Below are 22341 nucleotides of genomic sequence, written 5' to 3' on the forward strand. Positions count from 1 at the left end.
GCATCTCGTGCGCCCAGCACTAGCCCGCATGGGGGACCAGTGCAATCGGGCGCGGGCTGGACTTGGGGCTGCGGGACGCGTAACAGACGCGCGTGTTTCAGACGGGAAAGGGTGCTGTCATGGGCTTTCGGATGGGGATCGTCGGGCTGCCGAACGTCGGCAAGTCCACGCTGTTCAACGCGCTGACGAAGACGGCCGCCGCGCAGGCCGCGAACTTTCCCTTCTGCACGATCGAGCCCAACGTGGGCGAGGTTGCCGTTCCCGACCGTCGGCTGGACACGCTGGCGCAGATCGCGGGCAGCAAGCAGATCATCCCGACGCGGATCACCTTCGTGGACATCGCGGGCCTTGTCAAAGGCGCCAGCAAGGGTGAGGGCCTGGGCAACCAGTTCCTGGCCAACATCCGCGAGGTCGACGCCATCGCCCATGTGCTGCGCTGCTTCGAGGACGGCGACGTGACCCATGTCGAGGGGCGCGTCGATCCCATCGCCGATGCCGAGGTGATCGAGACCGAGCTGATGATCGCCGACATGGAGTCGATCGAGCGCCGCCTGGCCAACATCGCCCGCAAGCTGAAGGGCGGCGACAAGGAGGCCGTGGCCCAGGAACGCCTGCTGAAGCAGGCCCTGGCCGTGCTGGAGGCCGGGCAGCCCGCGCGCACCGTCACCGTGGCCGAGGATGACCTCAAGGCCTGGAACATGCTGCAGCTGCTGACGGCGAAGCCGGTTCTCTTCGTCTGCAACGTCGCCGAGGACGAGGCCGCGACCGGAAATGCGCTGTCGGCCAAGGTCGAGGAGATGGCGCGGGCGCAGGGCGCGGGCCATGTCGTGATCTCGGCCCGGATCGAGGAAGAGATCAGCCAGCTCGACGCCGAGGAAGCGGCGATGTTCCTGGGCGAAATGGGCCTGGACGAGCCGGGTCTCGACCGCCTGATCCGCGCCGGATACGAGCTTCTGGGCCTGCAGACCTATTTCACCGTCGGCCCCAAGGAAGCGCGCGCCTGGACCATCACGCGCGGCACCCTTGCCCCTCAGGCCGCCGGCGTGATCCACGGCGACTTCGAAAAGGGCTTCATCCGCAGCGAGACCATCGCCTATGACGACTATGTCGCCGGCAAGGGCGAAGCCGGCGCCCGCGAGGCCGGCAAGCTGCGCATCGAGGGCAAGACCTACGAGGTCAAGGATGGCGACGTCCTGCATTTCCTGTTCAGCAGCTGACCCGCCATTCGCTTCGCGATGGCCCGGTTCTTAGTGCGCCAGAGGGAAAGTTCACCAGTCGCGCCTGGATAAGTGGGAAATGGCGGCTGCGTCGCTTACCCCCTGCCGGCATGCTGGCAGATGAGTTTTCCCGGGCCTCGGGGACGGCGCATCGTCCCGAGATGTCGTCGACGAACGCCCATCAGGAAGGACTGGCCCAACGGCCAAGCCCCGCAGGTGACTGATCGGGACACCAGGCTTTCGCAGCAGTATCCAGCATCGCCATCTGGATGCTCGGCCGTTCGTGCGCTGCCAACGTGTCCTTTGGCGGAACACCAAGGACAAGCTGCTGAGCTGGCTCATCGCTCTTGCCCGCATGTCACTCGCGATCGAGCATCTGGTCACCAGGATGTTGCACCAAAGATGCAGGTGCCCATCGGAAGCACATTTCAACTCGACCCCCTACGACTCTCGATTCGCCACAGGGAGAGACGAAACGATTTTCAAGCGTCTTCATCTCTCGTCAGAAGCAAACCTTCCACTGACTGCAGTGGGACGTCCGGTCGTACACCCTCAGTCACTCGGTAAGGGCTTCCTGCACCTCTCGGTGGGCCGAAAAACGTGCAAGTCGAGCCATTCCGGGCGAAGCGTCGATGACGGCGTTGACAGATGCATTTGCTGGTGCTTGGCTCCGTCGGTGCGGCTTAGGGATGCCCTGCGTCCCGGCATGGTCCGTCAGCATGGAGTTGGTCTGCTCCGGGTCATTTTCAACCTCAAGCACCCAAGGCTGCGATGATCTGTTTCAGCGACCGGACGTTCGGTGGGCGGCGAGAGATGCACTTCAACGCGGCCCCATGCGGTTGACGTCATCCGGCACGTTCAGCTGCGGAATTGTTGACCGTCAGCCGCGCGATTGCCGTGGCGTCCACCGGGCAGGTGTGCGGTGCATCCGGCTTGGCCAGCTTCCCGCGCTTCAACTGTCGTCGCCGTCTGATCCACAGGTCCATGTCCGGGGCGTGGTATTCCGCGTGCGCTTGTGACTTCTAAAGCCCCTCATGTCGGCCAGGTGCAGGACGCACAGGTTACAGCCCAAAGCCAGAGTGCGCTGGTCGAACCTTCTGGCAGCATGCGAGGGCGATTGCCGGCCAGATGCAAACCCGGTTCGACGCCACCGCCGTCCCCGCCAGCAGGCCGGCAGCGTCGCTTTCTCAGGCGCCTCGCGGAGCAGATCGGCCTGAAAGCCCAGTTCGGCTTGTAGGAACTTCGGCCACTAGTGTCGCCTTCGCGCGCGTGCGCGTTTCGACGAGGCTGTGGCTTCAGCACTCGCCCCAGCCGCCACACGTCGCAGGGCAAGTTTGCGATGGGTGCCGCCGCTGATCGCAGATTTCCGGTGCAACCGGGGCGCGGGCAACATGCCTCGGGCTTTCGCACCGTCCCCACGCACAACGCAGAGTGAGGCCCATCGTGCGCCACGCCGCCGAATTGCAGCTAGACAGGCCGAACCTTCCCTATCGATGGGTTGAGCTGGCAGTTGTAAACTTACCAAACCCCCGTCCGGTGACGATCCAAGCCGCTCATCCACAACCGACGTGGATTTGTCGGACAAGTCGTCCAAATTGCAGCACGCTTTGAGGATGAAGACAGTGACGTGATCTAGGGGACAGCAATGTCTCCGGGTCGCGAGGGCTTACTGCAAACGAGCTCGCCTGGCGACGCACCGCGGGGCATATCCTCAAAGGCGTGGCTATCCCGTGCCGGAAGACGGATCAGGGACCCGAGGCGTCGATGAAGACGGTGCAGCTTCATCGACAGGCATTCGCGACTGAACCATGTGCCATCGCACGCGCCCAGAGGCCTTGAGACATAAGAAAAGCGGCCCACCTGAAAGATGGGCCGCTGATCGTGGTCTGGCGGATATCAATTTGCAACGACGGTGCAGCTTTGAGAGCGGCTGCGCATCCGTTCGCAGGCCAATTGCGCATCACCCTCGGAGAGGTTCACGAAGCGAGGCTCGAACCCCTTCCTGGTGTCGGCAACCCGGCGACCAGCCGAACTGAAGAGGCTGCCGTCCTGCAGAGCGTAGCCTAGCAACAGGCGCTCGGCTTCGGATTTCGAACCGTAATGGCCGAGCGAAATTGCCCAGCTGCGGCTTCCGTTGCTATGACGCCGCACGACTTCCAGAGCTTCGGGGCTCGAGATGTCGCCTTCACCCATCGCAGCCAGGATCACCGTTTCGGACCGCGGCTTGGGCGCGCTAGAGCTGTCGAGCGTCAGGCCGTCCGCATTCGAAGCGACAGTGGCAGGCGCCTCGGCGGCAGCCACCACGGCGGCCTCGACGGCTGCGGTGCTGGCGCCCCGGCCAGGCGCCGGAGTCGGGCGATTCGAGCTGGCTAGGACCGGTGCGGCAAGGCTGGCGCTGGCCGGCGCGTCGACGGCAACCGCGGTCGCAATGGCCTGCTCGATTGCGGCGACTTGGGTTCCAGGGCGTGCGCGCGGGCGCGGGCTGCTTGCCAAGGCCACCCCAGGGCTGCTGACCTGCGCGCCGGCTGTCGCGATGCGAAGCGCCTCGGTTAGGTCGACCTTCGGGGTCGAGGCAACCAGCGACGATGCCGAGGCCGGTCTGGTGGAGGGCGGCGGCGAGGCCTGCAGCACCAGCCGCTGAGGCTCGGGCTGGGTGGCGGCCGGCGTCGGTGCGACCTGTGCACGGCGGGTCGTCTGCTGCACCAGCATGCGCGGGCGCTGCGGGCGAACCTCGCGTACGCGGTCAGGGATGCGGGTGAAGCTGCTGTCCAGCAATTCCGCCACGACCTGGTTGCGCTGCGCAGTCGAGGTGCCGCCGAAGACGGTCGCAATCAGCCGCTTGTTGCCGCGCTGCGCCGAGGCGGTCAGGTTGAAGCCCGCAGCCCGAGTATACCCGGTCTTGATTCCATCAGCGCCCGGATAGTCATCGAGGAACCGCCGATTCGTTGCCGCCACCTGCGCAATGCCCGCGTCGGCCGAACGGCGCGAGAAGAGGTTGTAGTACTGCGGGAAATCGTAGAACAGGTGCCGCCCCAGCAGGCTCATGTCATGAGCGGTCGAGTAGTGGCCTTCGGTCGTCAGGCCATGGGCATTGCGGAACTGCGTGTTGTTCATTCCAAGGGCGCGCGCCATCTGCGTCATCTGCTGGGCGAACGCTTGCTCGGACCCCGCCAGCCCTTCGCCCAAAGCGGTGGCGGCGTCGTTGGCCGACTTGATCGCCGCGGCGCGGATCAGGTAGCGCAGCTCGATCTTCTGGCCGGCGCGAAGGCCCAGTTTCGAGGGCGGTTCGTTGGCGGCGTTGCTGGAAATGGTGAACTTGGAATCAAGCCGTACCTGCCCCCGCTCGATCGCCGAGAAGGTCATGTAGAGCGTCATCATCTTCGTTAGGGATGCCGGGTGCAGCCGGGTTTCCGAGTTCTGGCGATAAATCGGCTGGCCGGTGCGCGCGTCCATGACATAGGCTGCGAACGGCGCCGCGGCGGCGGGTGCCGCAAGCAGCGTCATGGCAATCAGGACACGGCTCCACAGCCGGAGTGCGGGAAGGATTCGGTTCACTGTCGCTGTCTCTCTGCCTCAAGCGGACATGTCGTTTATCGCATGTCCGTCGTTAACAAGATGACAGTAGCATGGGTGAAACATCCGTGAAACCGGGCATTCAACTTAAATTTGTAAGGCATCCCCGATAAGCGCCGAAAGGCCGGGGCCGGGGCTTTCATCCCGGCGGGTTTGCGTTATATTTCCACGACACGCCTGTGCGGACGACGTCCGACGGGTCCACGTTGCAGACTTCAGGAACGACACCAACCCGATGACGCACTGGATGACCGACTCCGACAAGCCCGACGATCAGTCCGATCTGGCGGTCAAGCCGCGCGCGAAATCGCAGCGGCCGCCGATGTACAAGGTCTTGATGCTGAACGACGATTTCACGCCGATGGAGTTCGTGGTCCATGTGCTGGAACGGCTGTTCCACATGACCCACGCCCAAGCCATCGAGATCATGCTGACCGTTCATCGGCGCGGCGTGGCGGTGGTCGGCGTCTTCTCGCACGAGGTGGCCGAAACAAAGGTCGCCCAGGTGATGGAACTGGCGCGCCGCCAGCAGCATCCCCTGCAATGCACCATGGAAAAAGAGTAGTCACGTGACCCAATCACGACTGGACCTGGCCTTTCCGGATGGCCATCCCGGGGGGGAGGTCCTGTTCATCGGGGCCACCGCCGCCGATGACCTGTCGCCCTTGGACCCGCAGCACCTGCAGGTCGTTCAGGGCCATTTCCCCGATCACCAAGGCCTCTCCACGCGCGGGTTCCGTGTGGCGACGGCGGCCGACGGGCGGTTCGACCATGCCATCGTCCGGCTGCCGCGCGCCAAGGCTGCCGCACGCGCCCGCATCGCCGAGGCTGTTCGTCACCTGACCCCCGGCGGCCAGTTGTGGATCGACGGCCAGAAGACCGATGGCGTCGATGCGCTTCTGAAGGAGCTGCGGGGCTTTGCACCCGTCGCCGAAGTCATCAGCAAGGCGCATGGCAAGATCTTCCGCGTGGATGTTCCGGTGCAGGATTGGCTGCCGGATGGCTGGGCCGCCACCGCGCATGACGTCGCGCCGGGCTTCACGACGCTGCCGGGCGTCTTTTCCGCCGATGGCGTCGATCCGGGGTCGCGGATGCTGGCCGACCACCTGCCGCCCAAGCTGCCGACCCGGGTGGTCGATCTTGGCGCGGGCTGGGGCTGGCTGTCGGCCCAGATCCTGGCGCGCCCCGGCGTGACCGAGCTGCATCTGGTCGAGGCCGATCACGCGGCGGTCGAATCGGCGCGGCGCAACGTGAGCGACCCGCGAGCGCAGTTCCACTGGGCGGACGCGCGCGATTTCCGGCTGAGGGACCCGGTCAACGGGGTCGTGATGAACCCACCGTTCCACGAAGGCCGCCAGGCCGATCCGCGACTGGGGGCGGCCTTCATCGCCACGGCGGCGCGGCTATTGACGGGCGCGGGTCGGCTCTGGATGGTCGCGAACCGCCATCTGCCTTATGAAACCGTCCTCGCCGAGCATTTCGGCCAGGTGCACGAGATCGGCGGCGACACGCGCTTCAAGGTGATCGAGGCCACCGCCGCCGGCAAGGGCAATGCGCGGAAGGACCGCCGATGAGCATGTCGATCCAGGGCAAGGCCGCCATCGTGACGGGGGCCGCGCGCGGCGTGGGATTGGCCATCGCCCGCCACCTGACCGAACGCGGCGCCCAGGTGATGTTCGCCGACAACGACGAGGCGGCGCTGAGTTCGGTCGTCTCGGATTACGAGAACGACCAGTCGCAGGTGCGCCGCTTCGCCGGCAACATGTCCGAAAAGCTGGCGATGGCGAACCTGCTGTCGGCCACGCTGGACGCCTTCGACCGGGTCGACATCCTCGTGAACGCGCATCGCTTCGTCAAGGACAGCGATCCGCTGGACACCGACATGGACACGCTCGAGGAGATGCTGCGCCAGAACCTGACCTCCAGCCTGCGCCTGTCGCAGATGGTGGCCAAGCGCATGATCAAGCAGGCCGAGGGGGAAGGTCCGGCGTCCCAGACTGGCGCGATCGTGAACATCTCGACCTTGGCGGCGCGGCGGCCGATCCCGTCGATGCTGGGCTATTCCATCGCCTGCGCCGCGCAGGAACAGGCGACGCGGGGACTGGCGCTGGCGCTGGCACCGCACCGCATCCGCGTGAACGGGGTCAGCTTCAGCAGCGTCATGTCGCACGAACTGCAATGCGCGCTGAAGGAGGACCCGGACAAGCGCGCCCAGATCATCGCCGGCACGCCCCTTGGCCGCATCGCGCCCGCCGACGAATTGGCCGAAACTGTGCACTATCTTGTCAGCGACGGGGCGCGCTTCGTGACCGGCCAGATCCTGACCGTCGACGGCGGTCGCAGCCTGGCCGATTCGGTGACGGCGCAGATCCTCTAGGCGTCTGCGGGATAGGCCGCGCGGCAGGCCGACACGGCGGCGCGGGCGCCGCGCTCCAGCGCCTCCTGGCGCTCGGCCAGGCCGTCGCGCTTGCGGGCCTCGGACACAGGATCGATGGGCACGCGGTAGCGTTCGGTGTCCACGTAGTCGCGCCAGCAGCCATAGGTGCTGACATGGGCGTTGCCGTCCTTGTCGCGGAAGACCCTGCGGCATTGGTCGAAGCGGCTGCGGACGACCTGCCGTTCCTCCCACGCATAGCCGCGCGCCAGGTTGCCCTCGACATCGGCCAGAAGGCCGCTGACGGTTCGGTATTCGCTGGTGTTGCGGCTGATGCAGCGTTCTTGAGGTGTGCCACAGGCGGCCAGCAGGGGCAGGGCAATCAGGGCAAGGGCGGTGTTGCGGCGCATGGCGGGTCTCTTTACATCGGTGCCGGATGCTAGCCGCGACGCGGCCGGCTTTGCAAATCACGAATGAGGGGCATCATGGACGAACAACGCCGCCGCGCCGCCGACTGGTTCCACGAACTGCGCGACCGCATCGTGTCGGCCTTCGAGGCGCTGGAGGATCGCGGCCCGGGCGACGCCCCCGCCGGCCGGTTCGAGGTGATGCCGACGGAACGCGCCAATGATGGCGGCGGCGGGTTGATGTCGGTGATGCGCGGCGGCCGGGTCTTCGAGAAGGTCGGTGTCAACTGGTCCGAGGTCCATGGCACCCTGGCCCCCCGTGCTCAGGCCGCGATGGCGGCCAGGGGCGTTCCGGGCATGGACAGCGATCCGCGCTTCTGGGCCAGCGGCATCAGTCTTGTCGCGCATATGCAGAACCCGCACGCCCCGGCCGTTCACATGAACACGCGGATGTTCTGGACCCCCGGCGCCTGGTGGTTCGGTGGCGGATCCGACCTGAATCCCTGCTTGGAATATGCCGAGGACACGGCCCACTTCCACGACACGCTGCGCGCGGCCTGCGGCCCGCACGGGGCAGATTATTTCGACCGTTTCAAGGCCTGGGCAGACGAGTATTTCTTCATCCCGCATCGCGGCCGGGCACGCGGCGTCGGCGGCATCTTCTATGACGACCTGAACACCGGCGACTGGCAGGCCGACTTCGCCTTCACCCGCGCCGTGGGCGAGGCGTTCCTGCCCGCCTTCCTGCCTTTGGCAGAGGCGCGGATGGGGCAGCCCTTCACCGATGCCGACCGCGATGTGCAGCTGGTCCACCGGGGCCTTTATGCGGAATACAACCTCGTCTATGACCGGGGCACCAAGTTCGGGCTGGAGACCGGCCACAACGCCGATGCCGTGCTGATGAGCCTGCCGCCCCTGGCCAAGTGGGTCTAGGCCCGCGCGCCCGTCAGGATCACCATCGCGCCCGAGACGCAGAGGACCGCCCCCAGGAGGTCCCATCGCGTCGGCACCTGCCCCTCGGACAGCCACAGCCATCCGACCGAGGCGATGACGTAGATCCCGCCATAGGCCGCATAGGCTCGCCCGGCGAAGGCCACGTCCACCTGCGTCAGCAGCCAGGCGAACAGCGCCAGCGACACCATGCCGGGCAGCAGCCACAGCGGGGACCGGTCCAGCCGCAGCCACGCCCAAAATGCGAAGCAGCCCGCGATCTCGGCCAGTGCCGCAAGGGCATAGAGGCCGAAGGCGGCAGGCATCTCAGACGTCCAGTTCCTCGACGAAGCGGGCGTTCTCCTGGATGTATTCGAAGCGCAGTTCGGGCTTCTTGCCCATCAGGCGTTCCACCAGATCGCCGGTCTCGCCGCCTTCCTCGTCGTCGATGCTGACGCGGATCAGCTTGCGCGTCTTGGGGTTCATCGTCGTGTCCTTGAGGTCCTTCGCGTCCATCTCTCCCAGGCCCTTGAATCGCTGCACGTCGATCTTGCCGCGCCCGCCAAGGCCTTTGGCCAGCATGCGTTCCTTTTCGGCGTCATCGGCCACATAAACCCGGTGCGCACCCTGCGTCAGACGATAAAGCGGCGGGCAGGCCAGGTAGAGGTGCCCCTTGTCGATCATCGGCCGCATCTGCGTGAAGAAGAACGTCATCAGCAGCGACGCGATATGCGCGCCGTCCACGTCGGCGTCCGTCATGATGATGATCTTGTCGTAACGCAGGTCGTCTACGTTGAATTTGGACCCCATGCTGACCCCGATCGCCTGGCAGAGGTCGTTGATCTCCTGGTTGGCGCCCATCTTGGCGGATGCCGCGCCCAGAACGTTCAGGATCTTGCCGCGCAAGGGCAGCAGCGCCTGGTTGGTGCGGTCGCGCGCCATCTTGGCGCTGCCGCCGGCGCTGTCACCTTCGACGATGAACAGCTCGGTCCCGTCGCGGTTCGTGGCGCTGCAATCGACCAGCTTGCCGGGCAGGCGCAGCTTCTTCGTGGCCGTCTTGCGCGCGGTTTCCTTCTCCTGCTTGCGGCGCAGGCGTTCCTCGGCCCGCAGGACCAGGAAATCCAGGATCGCCCCCGCCGATTTCGTGTCGGCCGCCAGCCAGTTGTCGAAATGGTCGCGCACGGCGTTTTCCACCAGACGCGCAGCTTCGGTCGTGGCCAGACGGTCTTTGGTCTGGCCCACGAACTCGGGTTCGCGGATGAAGCAGCTGACCAGCGCGCAGCCGCCGGCGGTCAGATCCTCGCGGGTGATCTGGGCGGCCTTCTTGTTCGACACGCGTTCGCCATAGGCGCGCACGCCCTTCAGGATCGCGGTCCAGAATCCCAGCTCGTGCGTGCCGCCCTCGGGGGTGGGGACCGTGTTGCAATAGGACTGGATGAAGCCGTCGCGGACGGGTGTCCAGTTGATCGCCCAATCGACCTTGCCCGGCACGCCGAACTTGGCCTGGAAGTCGACGTTGCCTGCAAAGGGACGTTCGGAATAGGTCGTGGCCCCCGACAGGGTTTCCGCCAGGTAATCGGCCAGACCGCCCGGAAAATGGAACGTGGCCTCTCGCGGGGTTTCGCCGTCGTCGATCTCGGACTTCCAGCGGATCTCGACGCCCGAGAACAGGTAGGCCTTGGACTTGACCATCTTGATCAGCCGCGCGGGCTTGAAGCGGTGATGGCCGAAGATCTCTTCGTCGGCGTGGAAGGTCACGGTGGTGCCGCGCCGGTTGGGCGCCGCGCCAATCCTGGCCACCGGCCCCTGCGGAATGCCGCGCGAAAAGCTTTGCTCGAACAGTTCGCGGTTCCGCGCCACCTGGACGACCATGCTGTCCGACAGGGCGTTCACGACCGACGCACCCACCCCGTGCAGACCGCCCGAGGTCTGGTAGGCGTCGCCCGAAAACTTGCCACCCGCGTGGAGCGTGCACAGGATCACCTCCAGCGCGGACTTTCCCGGAAACTTGGGGTGGGGGTCGATGGGGATGCCGCGGCCGTTGTCGCGCACCACGACGCTGTAATCGGCCTGCAGCTCGACCTCGATCCGGCTGGCATGGCCCGCCACCGCCTCGTCCATCGAGTTGTCGAGGATCTCGGCCACCAGGTGGTGCAGCGCCCGTTCGTCCGTGCCGCCGATATACATGCCGGGGCGCTTGCGCACCGGTTCCAGCCCCTCCAGCACCTCGATCGAGGATGCGGAATAGGCGTCGGCTTGCATGTCGCCGGAGAGGAGGTCGTCGGCCATCGGGTCTGCTCTGTCTGTCATGGTTCGGGCGGTTATCTCACGCCCGGGGGGCGGGCGGCAAGGGGTTGTGGCCCCGCGCCGCACCACCCCCAGCGATTGCGTGTCATTCGGGCTCGGACAAACGGTCCTGCCACATCTTGTGGAACGCGGGCCGGTCCTGGCAGGTCTTCAGCCAGGTGCGAAGCGCCACGAACGGCTCCAGCAGCGCGCCGTGGCTTTGGGCATAGCGGACGATCTCGGCCATGTTCAGGTCGGCTACGGTGAAGCGACCGCCGACAAGGTGGCCATGTTCGGCCAGATGGTCGTCGACGACCTTCAGCGGGCGGACCAGGCGTTCCGCGGCCTCGGCCACAAGGCCGGCGTCGTCGGCCTCTTGCAAGGTGCCCCGGTTGTGCAGCATCAGGATGGTCAGGGCGTCGGGTTCGATCGCAGTGGCGCCAAAAAACGACCACTGGCCCATCAGCGCGTCCTCGGCATAGTCCTGTGGGCCGATGTCGGTGCCGTGCTTGCGCGCAAGGTGCAGCGTGATTGCCAGCGATTCCGACAGGACAAGGCCCTCGTCCTCGATCACCGGGATCGCGCCCGCCGGCGACAGCGCCAGGAAACCGGGGCTGCGCGTGTTCGGGGGCGCATCGGCCGCGTCCGCGTCGGCGATGCGATAGGCCTGGATGACGGGCACCTGCCGGAAGGGCAGGTCCAACTCGTGGCACAGCCAGATGACGCGCGAGGCGCGGGAACGGGTGACGCCGTGGATGGTCAGCATGAGGGGTCCCTTGGTTGCCGAACCGGCAGCTTGGGGCCGCGCGGGTTGGTCTGCAAGCCCCTCAGCGACGGTCCGACCGTGCCGCCGCGCGGTCGATGGCGGCCACCACGGCGGCCGGGTCGGCGTGATGGGCCATGTGACCGACCCCCGGCAGGATGGTCAGCCGCGCGTTGGGCAGGTCGCGGGCCAGAGGCACTGCGTGGATGCTGGCGGGAACGACGCCGTCTTCGGCCCCGTGGACGATCTCGACCGGCAGGGTCAGCCGAGGATAGGCGGGCGCCATGCTGCGCAGATAAGGGCGCAGCTGGGTGATCTGACGGGCGTTGGCGCGATACGTCTCGCGCCGCGCGGCCAGCCCGACGCCGATATGGTCGGCATAGCCCGGCGGCACCGGTTGTGGTGCGAAGATGCCGGCCATGATCCGTTCGCCGACCGCCACCGGCGTCAGCGCCGTCAGCAGGGGCGGTGCGATGCGGTTCCCGACGGGGCTGCCCACGAAGGCATACCAGCCCGTCAGCTCTCCGGGCCAGGGCTCGGTCGCGCCCGAGACGATGACCAGCGCCGCCGTGTCGGCGGGCGCGCGCATCGCCCAAGCCAGCGCGACCGCGCCACCATAGCTGTGACCCAGCACGATCGGGTCGTGAACGTCCAGCTGCCGGGCGGCGGCGCGCAGCAGCTCGGCCTGCGCGATGGGGTTGGCATTGTTCGCGATGGGATCGGTCCAGCCGAGGCCCGGCCGGTCGAAGGCGATGACCCGATAGCGGTCCTTCAGCCGGTCCACCAGGTCGAAGGTGAAGTCGCGGGTGTTCCCGCTGGCCCCGTGCAGCAGGACCAGGTCGGGGCCGCTGCCTTCGACATGGGCGTGCACGGTCGTGCCGTTCACCTCCAGCAGCTGGCCGGTGGGCGGGAACTGCGCCTCGAACGCGGCCTCCCGCGCAGCGGCGCGGGCATCGACCAGGGCGCATCCCGCCAGCATCCCGGCCAGTGCCAACCCCAGCACGGCTCTCGCCAGCTTGCCCATCCCCATCGCCATTCCCTTCCCGCTGCGCGCAACCGAGGCCCTGCGGTTTGCAAGCGGGCCCGTTTCCGCCTAACTGTGCCCGGCCTGTTCCGTCGTCAAGCCACCCCGTCACGGTGCTGTCCCATGCCCCTGCGTCGCCTTGTCCCATGCCTTCTGTTCCCGCTGCTGCCGGCGGCCGCGGCGGCGCATCCGCATGTCTTCATCGACGCCGCCCTGAACCTCGACTACAACGCCGCGGGGCTGGCGCAGGTGACGGTCGAATGGACCTATGACGACCTCTATTCGCTGCTGATCATCGAGGATCTTGACCTTGACCCCGACGGCGACGGCATCCTGATGCCGCACGAGGAGGCGCGCCTGCAGGGCTTCGATGCCGACTGGGGGCCGGGCTTCGACGGCAGTCTATATCTGCAGGTCGACGGGGACCCGGTCGACCTGGGACCGCCGCACAGCTTCGACGCCAGCTATCGCGACGGGCGGCTGGTGTCGCGGCATGTCCGGCCCCTGGCGACGCCGCTGCCTGTCTCGCAGCCGCTGCTGATCCAGGTCTATGACCCCGAATATTATGTCCAGTTCAGCGTGCCGCAGCTGCCGCGGATCCATGGCGCGGCGGGTTGCGACCTGCGGGCCCGCGAAGGCGATCCCTTTGCCGCCGCCGACGCCTATGCCCGCGCCGTGGCCGATTCGCTGGCCGAAGGAGAGGATGCCTCCGCCGCCGAGATCCTCGAGGTCGACATCGGCTCGGTCGGCGCCGACGAGATCCGTGTCACCTGCGGGTCGCCGTCATGAGCCTGCGCCTGGCGCGCATCCTGGCACTGACCGGGCTTGTCGTGGCGCTGCTGGTGGCGGCGCTGTGGCTGTTCGGTGGGCTGGCCGGGGTCGAGCGGTGGGCCGCAACCCAGCAGCGCACCGCCCACAACCTGATGGCCGGCGCGCTGCGGGCACTGCGGGCCGGACAGCCGGGGGCGTCGATGTCGCTGGCGTGGGTGTGCTTCGGCTATGGCGTGTTCCATGCGATCGGGCCGGGACATGGCAAGCTGATCATCGGCAGCTATGGCTTCGGGTCCAGCGTGCCGATGGTCCGGCTGGCGGCGCTGTCGATTGCCGCCTCGCTGGCGCAGGCCGCGACGGCCGTGGCGCTGGTCTGGGGCGGCATCGCCGTCCTAGACCTGGGACGAGAGGCGCTGACCGACCTGAGCGAGCAGGAGATGCTGCAGGTCAGCACCGTCCTGGTCGCAGGCGTCGGCCTGTGGCTGGCGCTGCGGGGGCTTCGCATGCTACGGGCCGAGGCGCAGCACCACCATCATCACGACGGCTGCGGTTGCGGCCATGCCCATGGTCCGACGCCCGTTCAGGTGGCGCAGACCCGTTCGCTGCGCGACGGGCTGCTGGTCGTCGCAGGCATCGCTGCCCGGCCCTGCACCGGCGCGCTGTTCCTGCTGATCCTGACCTGGCGGATGGGGATCTTCGGCATGGGCATCCTCGGCGCCTTCGCCATGGGCTTGGGGACCGCTTCAGTGACGCTGGCCGTGGCGGGCATGGCGGTCTGGGCGCGGCGCGGCAGCCTTGCGCTGTTGCCCGAAACGCCTGCGGCGCGGTGGGTGCCGGGCGTCATGCAACTGGGGTCAGGCACCCTGATCGCGCTGGTGTCGCTGATGGTGCTGGTCTGAAGGCAGTTTGACTCAGGTCAAGGAAGCGTGGCGCGGGCAGGCCTAGACGGGCAGGGCGCAACAGGAGCCTGCCATGTCCACCCCGCCGCTGGAAACCACCAGCCTTTACGCTGCCCGAGAACCGATTTTTCCCAAGCGGGTCAGCGGCCGCTTCCGCAGCCTTAAGTGGATCGTGATGGGGCTGGCGCTGGCGCTCTATTACGTCACGCCCTGGCTGCAATGGGACCGTGGCCCGTCGATGCCCGACCAGGCGGTGCTGGTCGATCTTGCGAACCGCCGTTTCTTCTTTTTCGGGATCGAGATCTGGCCGCACGAATTCCATATCGTCGCGGGCCTTCTGGTCATGGCGGGGCTGGGACTGTTCCTCTTCACTTCGGCCCTGGGCCGGGTCTGGTGCGGCTATGCCTGCCCCCAAACGGTCTGGACCGACCTTTTCATCCTTGTCGAACGCTGGATCGAGGGCGACCGCAACAACCGCATCCGCCTGCACCGTGCGCCCTGGTCGCTGCAAAAGGTCCGGCTGCGCGTCACAAAATGGGTCGTCTGGCTGCTGATCGCGCTGATGACTGGCGGGGCCTGGGTGTTCTATTTCACCGACGCGCCGACGTTGGCACGGAACCTGCTGACGCTGGACGCCCATCCTGTCGCGTGGCTGACCATCGCCACCCTGACCGCCACGACCTTCTTCTTCGGCGGCTTCGCGCGCGAACAGATCTGCATCTATGCCTGTCCTTGGCCGCGCATCCAGGCCGCGATGATGGACGAGGATACGTTGACCGTCGCCTATCGCGACTGGCGCGGCGAACCGCGCGGCAAGGGCAGTGGCGCCGGCGACTGCATCGATTGCATGGCCTGCGTGAATGTCTGCCCGATGGGCATCGACATCCGCGACGGCCAGCAGATGGAGTGCATCACCTGCGCGCTGTGCATCGACGCGTGCGACGAGATGATGGAGCGGACGGGCCGCCCCACCGGCCTGATCGGCTATCTGGCGCTGTCGGACGAGACCGCCGAACGCGCCGGCGCCGCCCCGCGCCCGGCCTGGCGCCGCGCGCTGCGGCCGCGGACGACCCTCTACACGGTTTTGTGGTCGGGAATCGGCGTGCTGCTGGTCGCGGCGCTTCTGATGCGCTCGGACGTCGAGATGAACGTGTCGCCGGTCAGGAACCCGCTGTTCGTGACGCTGTCGGACGGCAGGATCCGCAACGCCTACGAACTGCGGCTGCGCAACAAGCAGCATGGCGATGTCGTCTATGAACTGGATGTCGATGCGCCCGGGCCCCTGGTCCTGAGGGTCGAGGGCGAGCCGGCGCAGCGAGTGACCGTGCCCGCCGACCAGACCCTGACGCGCCGCGTGTATCTGGCCGCGCCGCCCGAAAGCCTGCTGGCGCAGGTCGAAACCACGCCCGTCACCCTGACCGTCCGCGATCCCGCCGGCCCAGCAACGGCCGATGTCGAAACCGTCTTCCACGGAAAGGCTGGACGATGACCAAGGAACTGAAGGGTTTCCACGTCCTGCTGATTACCCTGGCCGCCTTCGGCACGATCATTGCCGTCAACGTGGTCATGGCCATCAACGCCATCGGCAGCTTTCCGGGCATCGAGGTGCGCAGCGCCTATGTCGCCTCGCAGCACTTCGAGGCCGACCGGGCGGCGCAGCAGGCCCTTGGCTGGACAATCGACCTGGACCTGTCGGACGACCGGCTGACGCTGCGGATGCGCGATGCCGACGGGCAGGCGGTCCAGCCGCGCCTGCTGGACCTGATGCTGCGCCGTCCGACGCACCAGATGTCCGACCAGCACCCAAGGCTGCGCCCCGAGGGCGACGGCGTCTGGGTGTCGCAGGTGGACCTGGCCACCGGCAACTGGAACGCAGACCTATTCGCGGAAAGCCGCGACGGGACGTCCTTCCGGCTGCGCCTGCCCCTGCACGTGAAGGAATAGACGATGGCCGACCTGACCGCCGCGCAGGGCTTTCAGCCGCGTATCGGTGCCTGCCCCGCCTGCGACGCGGCGCCCCTGGCGCAGCGCCTGGCCGACCAGGCCAAGGCCGCAGCCGCGCACATCCTTATCCTGTCGCTGCCGAACGCGCATTGCGCGCTTTGCATCACCCAGGTCGAATCCGCCCTGCTGGCGCAACCGGGCGTGCGATCGGCACGCGTGAACCTGACGCTGCGCCGTGTCACCGTCGAGGCGCCGGGCCTGCAGGCCGCCGACCTGATCCCGGTGCTGGCGCGCGCGGGCCATGTCGCGCACGAGCTTGACCCCGACGCGCTGTCGTCGACTGCCGCCGACCGTGCGGGGCAGGACCTGCTGATGCGGATCGGCGTCGCCGGGTTCGCCATGATGAACATCATGATCCTGTCGGTCGCCGTGTGGTCGGGGGCCGAGGCCGCCACGCGCGACCTGTTTCACTGGATCAGCGGCGCGATCGCGCTTCCGACCGTGGCCTTCGCGGGGCAGCCCTTCTTTGCCAGCGCGTGGGCGTCGCTGAAGGCGTGGCGGCTGGGGATGGACGTGCCGATTTCGCTGGCGCTGATCCTGGCCAGCGCGATCAGCGTCTTCGAGACCACGCAGTCGGGACATCACGCCTATTTCGATGCGGCCGTGATGCTGTGCTTCTTCCTGCTGATCGGCCGCTACCTTGACCACCGGACCCGCGCCATCGCCCGATCCGCCGCGGCCGAGCTGACCGCGCTGGAGGTGCCGCGTGCCACGCTGCTGTCGGGCATCGTCGAAAAGACCGTTCCCGTGGCCGAGCTTCGCCCCGGCGACACGATCCGCGTGCGCCCCGGCGGCCGTATCCCCGCCGACGGCATCATCGTCGACGGCACCAGCGAGATCGACCGCGCAATGCTGACCGGAGAGACGCTGCCCGTGGCGGCCGCCCCCGGCCTCGCCCTGTCCGCCGGAGAGGTGAACCTGACCGGCCCGCTGGTCCTTCGTGTGACGGCAGCGGGGCGCGACAGCTCGCTCTCGCGGCTGGCGTCGCTGGTCGAGGCGGCCGAGAACGCGCGCGGCCGCTATACCTCGCTGGCCGAACGCGCGGCGCGGGCCTATTCGCCCGCCGTGCACCTTCTGGCGCTGACCAGTTTCGCGGGCTGGTTCTGGACCTCGGGCGACCTGCGGCTGGCGCTGAACTTCGCGGCGGCCGTGCTGATCATCACCTGTCCCTGCGCGCTGGGGCTGGCGGTGCCGGCGGTGGCGACGGCAGCCTCGGGGCGGCTCTTCCGCCGCGGGCTGCTGATCAAGGAGGGCACAGCACTGGAGCGCCTGGCCGAGGTCGACACGGTCGTCTTCGACAAGACCGGCACCTTGACCCTGGGGCAGCCGCGCCTTATGGACGCGACCGTCATTCCAGCCGACCTGCGCCCGCTGACGCGCGCGTTGGCCGAGGGCTCGTCGCACCCGCTGTCGCTTGCCCTGGCCGAGGCGCTGGCCGACACGCCCCCGGCCGTGCTGGAGGATCTTCGCGAACAACCGGGGCAGGGCGTGACGGCCCGCTGGCAGGCGCATCGGGTCAGCCTGGGCCGCTCGGATGCGCTGCACCAGGACGACACGCCGACGCTGTCCAGTTGGCTTTCGGTCGAGGGGCGGGTCGCGCTGCGGCTGGACTTCATCGACCGCCTGCGGCCGGGGGCCGAGGAGTGCGTGGCGCGGCTTCTGGCCAACGGCCTGTGGGTGATCCTTCTGTCCGGCGACCGGGCAGCGCCCGTGGCGGCGCTGGCGCGGCAACTGGGCATCCAGGACTGGCGCGCCGCCGTCACCCCGGTCGCCAAGGCCGAGGCCGTGGCGGCGCTGGCCGATGCGGGGTACAAGGTGCTGATGGTCGGCGACGGGCTGAACGACACGGCGGCCCTGGCACGCGCGCATGCTTCGATCTCTCCGGCCAGCGCACTGGACGCGGCGCGGGTCGCCAGCGACATGGTGCTGACCGGACAGGACCTGAGCCCGGTCGCCGACGCGCTGGCCGTTTCCCGCCTGGCGACGCGGCGGATCCGCCAGAACTTCGCGATCTCGATCGGCTATAACGTGATCGCGGTGCCCATTGCCCTTCTGGGGCTTGCGACGCCGCTCATTGCCGCGCTGGCCATGTCGGCAAGTTCGATCACCGTGACGCTGAACGCGCTGCGCCTCGGCGGAGGGTCCCGCTGATGGAGATCCTCGCGATCCTGATCCCGGTGTCGCTCGGACTTGGCGGGGCGGGCCTTGGGGCGTTCCTCTGGGCGCTGCGCAACCGGCAGTTCGAAGACCCGAAGGGCGGCGGCGAACGCGTTCTCTCGGACCAGTGGGACGACAAGCCCCGGCCTGAGCGGGATTGACCCGTCCCCAGCGGTGACATCCGGCGCCCGCGCTGCCGGGGCTGGAGCAGCCGCCGTCATGCCCATGCTGATCGGCCGTGCGGCAGCCTGTGGAAGGCTGCCGCACGCCACCAGCCGCAGACACCGGTGCCGCGGGCACCAGATCGGGAACGCGCAGATCCCGCGCCGCCACCGCAGCCTTCTATGGGCGCGGCGACAGGCGGACCTACCGCAAGGGATCAGGCCTGCGCGGTTGCCTGCGTGGCGTTGATGCAGGGCAGCTCCAGCCCCAAGTGCGCCGCGAAGCGCTGCAAGGACGGCTTGACCGCATTGCGGTTGGCAAAGAGCGTCGCCTGCGACCGCAGGATCGGCGGCTCATCCAGGATGCGAAGGTTGTTGGCCCGCAGCGTCTCGCCCGAGGAGGTGATGTCGGCAATGGCCTCTGCGGTCTGGTTCGCCACCGTGCCCTCGGTCGCGCCCTGGCTGTCGACCAGCTGGTAATCCGCGACCTCTTGCGCGGACAGCCAGGCCCGCACGAGCCGGTGGTACTTCGTCGCGATCCGCAGGCGGAAGCCGTGCTCGGACCGGAAGTCCCGCGCGATGGCGGCGAAGTCGTCGAGGTCGATGCAGTCGCGCCAGCATTCGGGCACGGCCAGGATCAGGTTGGCATGGCCGAAACCCATCGGCGCCAGCTCGACCAGGTCCGAGGACCAGCCGGCGAGCTTTTCGCGCACGAGGTCGGTGCCGGTCACGCCCAGCTCGATCCGGCCGGCGGCGAGTTCTCGCGGGATCTCGCCTGCCGACAAGAGGACCAGCGACACGCCCGGCGCGCCCTCGACCCGTCCGGAATATTCGCGATCGGACCCGCTGCGCGACAGCTTGACGCCGCGTTCGGCGAACCAGTCGAAGGTCTGTTCCATCAGCCGCCCCTTGGACGGCACGCCAAGGCGGATCATGCGGATGCCTCCAGTTCGGCCACGAGGCCGGGGCGGATGATGCCGCCCACGGCGGGGATTTCGCGGCCCTTGCCCAGCACCAGCGTCAGCGCGTCATAGCGCCCGCCCGAGGCGACGGGCGGCCAGCCCGCACGGTCGGCCTGGAAGGTGAAGGTGAAGCCGTCATAGTACTCCATCGTCGTCCGGCCGTGGCTGGCGTCGAAGATGACCCCGTCCAGGTCGATGCCCCGGTGGGCGATGGCGGCCATGCGCGCCACGATCCGGTCCACCGCCGGCGCGATGGCGGGCATGTCGGCGGCCAGTTCGCCAAGCGCCGGCAGCGCCTTCGATGCCGGCGCGCGCAGGGCGAACAGCCGGTCCAGGCGCTCGGTCCAGACGGGGGCCAGCGGCGGCACGGCGGCGTCGCCCTGGAGGCGCGCTATGCGGCGGATCATCTCGTCCTCGCTGCGCAGCCCCGCCCAGGTCTGGCCGGTGTCGGGAAAGCACCGCGACACACCGGGCTTCGAGAACCGGTCCAGCAGCCTGCTGAACCGTCCGGGCCGCCAGATGTGGTGCATCAGCGCGTCGGCCCGGGCGCGGGTCAGCGGCAGGCCCGACACCGCATCCAGCAGCAGGCCCATGTCACCCATTTCGGCCCGCAGTCCCAGGGACTGCAGCGCGTCGTGGAACAGCGCAAAGACCTCGGCGTCGGCGTCCGGATCGCGGGTGAACAGCTCGAACCCGCATTGCAGGTACTCGTGGTCGCGCGACTTTTCGGGCCGCACGTCTCCACTGTCCTGCTTGCGAAAGACCTCTCCCAGGTAGCAGTACCGCGCGGGCTCGGCCCCACTGGCCATATGGGCCTGGACCACCGGGACCGTGAAGTCGGGGCGCAGCATCATCTCGCCCCGGATCGGGTCCTGGGTGACATAGGCGCGGGCGCGGATATCTTCGCCGTAAAGGTCCAAGAGGCTTTCGGCGGGCAGCAGGATGTCGGGCGAGATCTCCTGCGCGCCGGCCTGCCGGAACCGTTCCAGAAGGCGCTGGCCCACGGCCTCCTTGTCGCGCTTCGAGATCATCCGAGGATCCGCCTGACTTCCGCCACCAGGCCCGTCCGCGGGACCTCGGTCTGGGCGGGCTGCGATTTCCATTCCTCGACCGAGGCTTCGGCCGCGATCTTCGCGCCAAGGGCAAGGTCCTTGACCTGCACCACGCCGCGCTGCGCCTCGTCAGCGCCCTGGATGATCGCCACGGGCGCGCCGCGCTTGTCGGCGTATTTCAACTGGTTGCCGAAGTTCTTGGGGTTGCCCAGATACACCTCGGCCCTGATGTCCGCGGCGCGCAGATCGGCCGCCATGGCCTGATAGTCGGACATGCGGTCACGGTCCATGACGGTCACGACGACCGGCCCCCGCGCCTCGGCGCCCGCCAGCCCCTTGGCGCGCAGGGCGGCCAGCAGGCGGTCGACACCGATGCTGACGCCGGTCGCGGGCACCTTCTGCCCGGTGAAGCGTTCCACCAGCCCGTCATAGCGTCCGCCGCCGGCAACCGACCCGAACTGCCGCTTGCGGCCCTTCTCGTCCAGGATCTCGAAAGTCAGTTCGGCCTCGAAGACGGGCCCGGTGTAGTAGCCAAGCCCCCGCACGACCGAGGGGTCGATCACGGCCCGATCCTCGGCCACGCCCATCGCGGCCAGCATGTCGGCCATCTGCGAAAGCTCGTCCACGCCCTCGGCACCGACCGCCGATCCGCCGACGGCAGCCGCCAGGTTCGCCAGCGTCGCCATATTGTCGGCGCTCTTGGAGGTCAGGAAGGCCAGAACCGGCGCGGCCTGCGCCTCGCTCAGTCCGACGCCTTCGATCCTTGCGCCGCTGTCGTCGGTGCGCCCCACCGTCAGCAGGGCCAGGACCCCGTCGCGGCCGACCTTGTCGAACTTGTCGATCTGGCGCAGCACGTCTGCGGCCTGGTCCTCTCGCACCTCGGCGGCTTCCAGAACGCCGTTAAGGACCTTCCGGTTGTTGATCCGCACAAGGTAGTCACCGCGCGCGATGCCGACGGCCTCCAGCGCATCGGCCAGCATCCCGCAGATCTCGGCATCCGCGGCGACCGAGGCCGAGCCGACCGTGTCGGCGTCGCATTGATAGAACTGCCGGAACCGCCCCGGCCCCGGCTTTTCGTTCCGCCAGACCGGCCCCATCGCATAGCGGCGATAGGGCGATGGCAGGTCGTTCCTGAATTGCGCCGCCACCCGCGCCAACGGGGCCGTCAGGTCATAGCGCAGCGCCAGCCAGTCGCCCGAACCGCCGCCGGGCACGGCCTCTTCCTGCCAGGCGAATACGCCCGCATTGGGCCGGTCAACGTCGGGCAGGAACTTGCCCAGGGCCTCGACCGTCTCGACGGCGCTGGTTTCCAGCGGATCGAAGCCATGGCGGTGATAGATTGCGGCGATGCGGTCCAGCATCGCCTTGCGCTCGGTCACGTCCGCGCCGAAATAGTCGCGGAACCCCTTGGGCGTCTCGGCCTTGGGCCGGGGCTGCTTCTTTTCTTTTGCCATGGTGTCTGTCGCCTTTTGGGGGCCATGTTCAGGCGCCGCTCTAACGGAAGGTTACGACATGGACAAGCAGCCCGACAGGCTTCACCAGCTGGAGGAAGCGCTGGCCCACCTGGCCCGCCTGACCGAGGATCTTTCCGAGGTGATCGCCCGCCAGGACCGCGACATCGCCCGCCTGACCCGCCGGCTGGACATGCTGGTGCAGGCCGAGGCGGAGCGCCAGGCCGACCAGGCCGGCACCGTTCCTCTGTCCGACCAGCGCCCGCCGCATTACTGACGCTTGTTCATCGGGCGCCGAGAGCGAAGCGGC

22 protein-coding genes are annotated in these 22341 nt (G+C 68.0%); 12 read left to right on the forward strand and 10 right to left on the reverse strand.

All coding sequences use genetic code 11. From position 1 onward, the window contains the following. Window positions 1–119 precede the first annotated feature (119 nt). On the forward strand, window positions 120–1217 hold the full coding sequence (gene ychF / locus OC159_RS13310; protein WP_265501666.1) for a redox-regulated ATPase YchF: 1098 nt from the start codon (window positions 120–122) through the stop codon (window positions 1215–1217). Between the two features lie 845 nt (window positions 1218–2062). Here ychF and OC159_RS13315 read toward each other — a convergent pair. Together OC159_RS13315 and OC159_RS13320 are read right to left on the reverse strand one after the other, a co-directional pair. Next, window positions 2063–2203 (reverse strand): hypothetical protein, encoded by a 141-nt coding sequence (locus OC159_RS13315; protein ID WP_265501667.1) that lies wholly within the window; start codon window positions 2201–2203, stop codon window positions 2063–2065. Window positions 2204–3113: 910 nt separating this feature from the next. Then, the gene (locus OC159_RS13320; protein ID WP_265501704.1) at window positions 3114–4721 is read right to left on the reverse strand and encodes a D-alanyl-D-alanine carboxypeptidase family protein; all 1608 of its coding nucleotides are present in this window, start codon (window positions 4719–4721) and stop codon (window positions 3114–3116) included. Between the two features lie 304 nt (window positions 4722–5025). Here OC159_RS13320 and clpS point away from each other — a divergent pair, with 304 nt between their 5' ends. Genes clpS through OC159_RS13335 form a run of 3 tightly spaced genes read left to right on the forward strand, consistent with a single transcriptional unit; the run spans window position 5026 to window position 7167 of the window. Beyond that, window positions 5026–5355 carry an ATP-dependent Clp protease adapter ClpS gene (gene clpS, locus OC159_RS13325; protein ID WP_265501668.1) on the forward strand — a complete coding sequence of 110 codons (330 nt, stop codon included), beginning with the start codon at window positions 5026–5028 and terminating at the stop codon, window positions 5353–5355. 4 nt (window positions 5356–5359) lie between these two features. Continuing rightward, window positions 5360–6364, forward strand: a complete 1005-nt coding sequence (locus OC159_RS13330) for a class I SAM-dependent methyltransferase (protein WP_265501669.1) — start codon at window positions 5360–5362, stop codon at window positions 6362–6364. Then, window positions 6361–7167 (forward strand): SDR family NAD(P)-dependent oxidoreductase, encoded by an 807-nt coding sequence (locus OC159_RS13335; protein ID WP_265501670.1) that lies wholly within the window; start codon window positions 6361–6363, stop codon window positions 7165–7167. The genes OC159_RS13330 and OC159_RS13335 overlap by 4 nt, the downstream gene beginning before the upstream one ends. Here OC159_RS13335 and OC159_RS13340 read toward each other — a convergent pair. Next, the gene (locus OC159_RS13340) at window positions 7164–7574 is read right to left on the reverse strand and encodes a hypothetical protein (protein ID WP_265501671.1); all 411 of its coding nucleotides are present in this window, start codon (window positions 7572–7574) and stop codon (window positions 7164–7166) included. The genes OC159_RS13335 and OC159_RS13340 overlap by 4 nt on opposite strands. A gap of 63 nt (window positions 7575–7637) precedes the next feature. On the opposite strand from OC159_RS13340, the gene hemF reads away from it, so the two are divergent. Continuing rightward, window positions 7638–8504, forward strand: a complete 867-nt coding sequence (gene hemF, locus OC159_RS13345) for an oxygen-dependent coproporphyrinogen oxidase (RefSeq protein ID WP_265501672.1) — start codon at window positions 7638–7640, stop codon at window positions 8502–8504. Here hemF and OC159_RS13350 read toward each other — a convergent pair. The 4 genes from OC159_RS13350 to OC159_RS13365 all read right to left on the reverse strand — a co-directional run bounded on the left by OC159_RS13350 (window position 8501) and on the right by OC159_RS13365 (window position 12574). Next, complete coding sequence (locus tag OC159_RS13350; RefSeq protein ID WP_265501673.1) at window positions 8501–8827, reverse strand: YnfA family protein; 327 nt, start codon at window positions 8825–8827, stop codon at window positions 8501–8503. The two genes, hemF and OC159_RS13350, sit on opposite strands and share 4 nt — an antisense overlap. A 1-nt stretch (window position 8828) precedes the next feature. Continuing rightward, window positions 8829–10790: a DNA topoisomerase IV subunit B gene (parE, locus tag OC159_RS13355; protein ID WP_265501674.1), complete on the reverse strand. Its 1962-nt coding sequence runs from the start codon at window positions 10788–10790 to the stop codon at window positions 8829–8831. 103 nt (window positions 10791–10893) lie between these two features. Next, window positions 10894–11553 (reverse strand): glutathione S-transferase family protein, encoded by a 660-nt coding sequence (locus OC159_RS13360; protein WP_265501675.1) that lies wholly within the window; start codon window positions 11551–11553, stop codon window positions 10894–10896. A gap of 61 nt (window positions 11554–11614) precedes the next feature. Further along, window positions 11615–12574: an alpha/beta fold hydrolase gene (locus OC159_RS13365; RefSeq protein ID WP_265501705.1), complete on the reverse strand. Its 960-nt coding sequence runs from the start codon at window positions 12572–12574 to the stop codon at window positions 11615–11617. A 123-nt stretch (window positions 12575–12697) separates the two neighbouring features. Here OC159_RS13365 and OC159_RS13370 point away from each other — a divergent pair, with 123 nt between their 5' ends. From OC159_RS13370 to ccoS, 6 genes are all read left to right on the forward strand, one after another. Continuing rightward, on the forward strand, window positions 12698–13363 hold the full coding sequence (locus OC159_RS13370) for a DUF1007 family protein (RefSeq protein WP_265501676.1): 666 nt from the start codon (window positions 12698–12700) through the stop codon (window positions 13361–13363). Beyond that, window positions 13360–14244 carry a nickel/cobalt transporter gene (locus tag OC159_RS13375; protein ID WP_265501677.1) on the forward strand — a complete coding sequence of 295 codons (885 nt, stop codon included), beginning with the start codon at window positions 13360–13362 and terminating at the stop codon, window positions 14242–14244. Before OC159_RS13370 ends, OC159_RS13375 begins: the two co-directional genes overlap by 4 nt. 73 nt (window positions 14245–14317) lie before the next feature. Beyond that, a complete protein-coding gene (gene ccoG / locus OC159_RS13380; protein WP_265501678.1) occupies window positions 14318–15733 on the forward strand; it encodes a cytochrome c oxidase accessory protein CcoG in 1416 nt (471 codons plus the stop codon). Beyond that, the gene (locus tag OC159_RS13385) at window positions 15730–16188 is read left to right on the forward strand and encodes a FixH family protein (RefSeq protein ID WP_265501679.1); all 459 of its coding nucleotides are present in this window, start codon (window positions 15730–15732) and stop codon (window positions 16186–16188) included. Before ccoG ends, OC159_RS13385 begins: the two co-directional genes overlap by 4 nt. A gap of 3 nt (window positions 16189–16191) precedes the next feature. Continuing rightward, the gene (locus OC159_RS13390) at window positions 16192–18399 is read left to right on the forward strand and encodes a heavy metal translocating P-type ATPase (RefSeq protein ID WP_265501680.1); all 2208 of its coding nucleotides are present in this window, start codon (window positions 16192–16194) and stop codon (window positions 18397–18399) included. Continuing rightward, window positions 18399–18566: a cbb3-type cytochrome oxidase assembly protein CcoS gene (ccoS, locus tag OC159_RS13395; RefSeq protein ID WP_265501681.1), complete on the forward strand. Its 168-nt coding sequence runs from the start codon at window positions 18399–18401 to the stop codon at window positions 18564–18566. The genes OC159_RS13390 and ccoS overlap by 1 nt, the downstream gene beginning before the upstream one ends. Before the next feature lie 218 nt (window positions 18567–18784). Here the strand turns inward: ccoS and hisG are convergent, their stop codons facing one another. Genes hisG through hisS form a run of 3 tightly spaced genes read right to left on the reverse strand, consistent with a single transcriptional unit; the run spans window position 18785 to window position 22034 of the window. After that, window positions 18785–19501 (reverse strand): ATP phosphoribosyltransferase, encoded by a 717-nt coding sequence (gene hisG, locus OC159_RS13400; RefSeq protein ID WP_265501682.1) that lies wholly within the window; start codon window positions 19499–19501, stop codon window positions 18785–18787. Beyond that, window positions 19498–20556: an ATP phosphoribosyltransferase regulatory subunit gene (locus tag OC159_RS13405; RefSeq protein ID WP_407674131.1), complete on the reverse strand. Its 1059-nt coding sequence runs from the start codon at window positions 20554–20556 to the stop codon at window positions 19498–19500. The genes hisG and OC159_RS13405 overlap by 4 nt, the downstream gene beginning before the upstream one ends. After that, the gene (hisS, locus tag OC159_RS13410) at window positions 20556–22034 is read right to left on the reverse strand and encodes a histidine--tRNA ligase (RefSeq protein WP_265501684.1); all 1479 of its coding nucleotides are present in this window, start codon (window positions 22032–22034) and stop codon (window positions 20556–20558) included. The genes OC159_RS13405 and hisS overlap by 1 nt, the downstream gene beginning before the upstream one ends. Before the next feature lie 58 nt (window positions 22035–22092). Between hisS and OC159_RS13415 the strand changes: the two genes are divergently transcribed. Beyond that, a complete protein-coding gene (locus tag OC159_RS13415; protein ID WP_265501685.1) occupies window positions 22093–22308 on the forward strand; it encodes a SlyX family protein in 216 nt (71 codons plus the stop codon). The last annotated feature ends 33 nt before the right edge of the window (window positions 22309–22341 follow it).

The sequence above is a fragment of the Paracoccus beibuensis genome, assembly GCF_026162625.1.
Taxonomy (GTDB): Bacteria; Pseudomonadota; Alphaproteobacteria; order Rhodobacterales; family Rhodobacteraceae; genus Paracoccus; species Paracoccus beibuensis.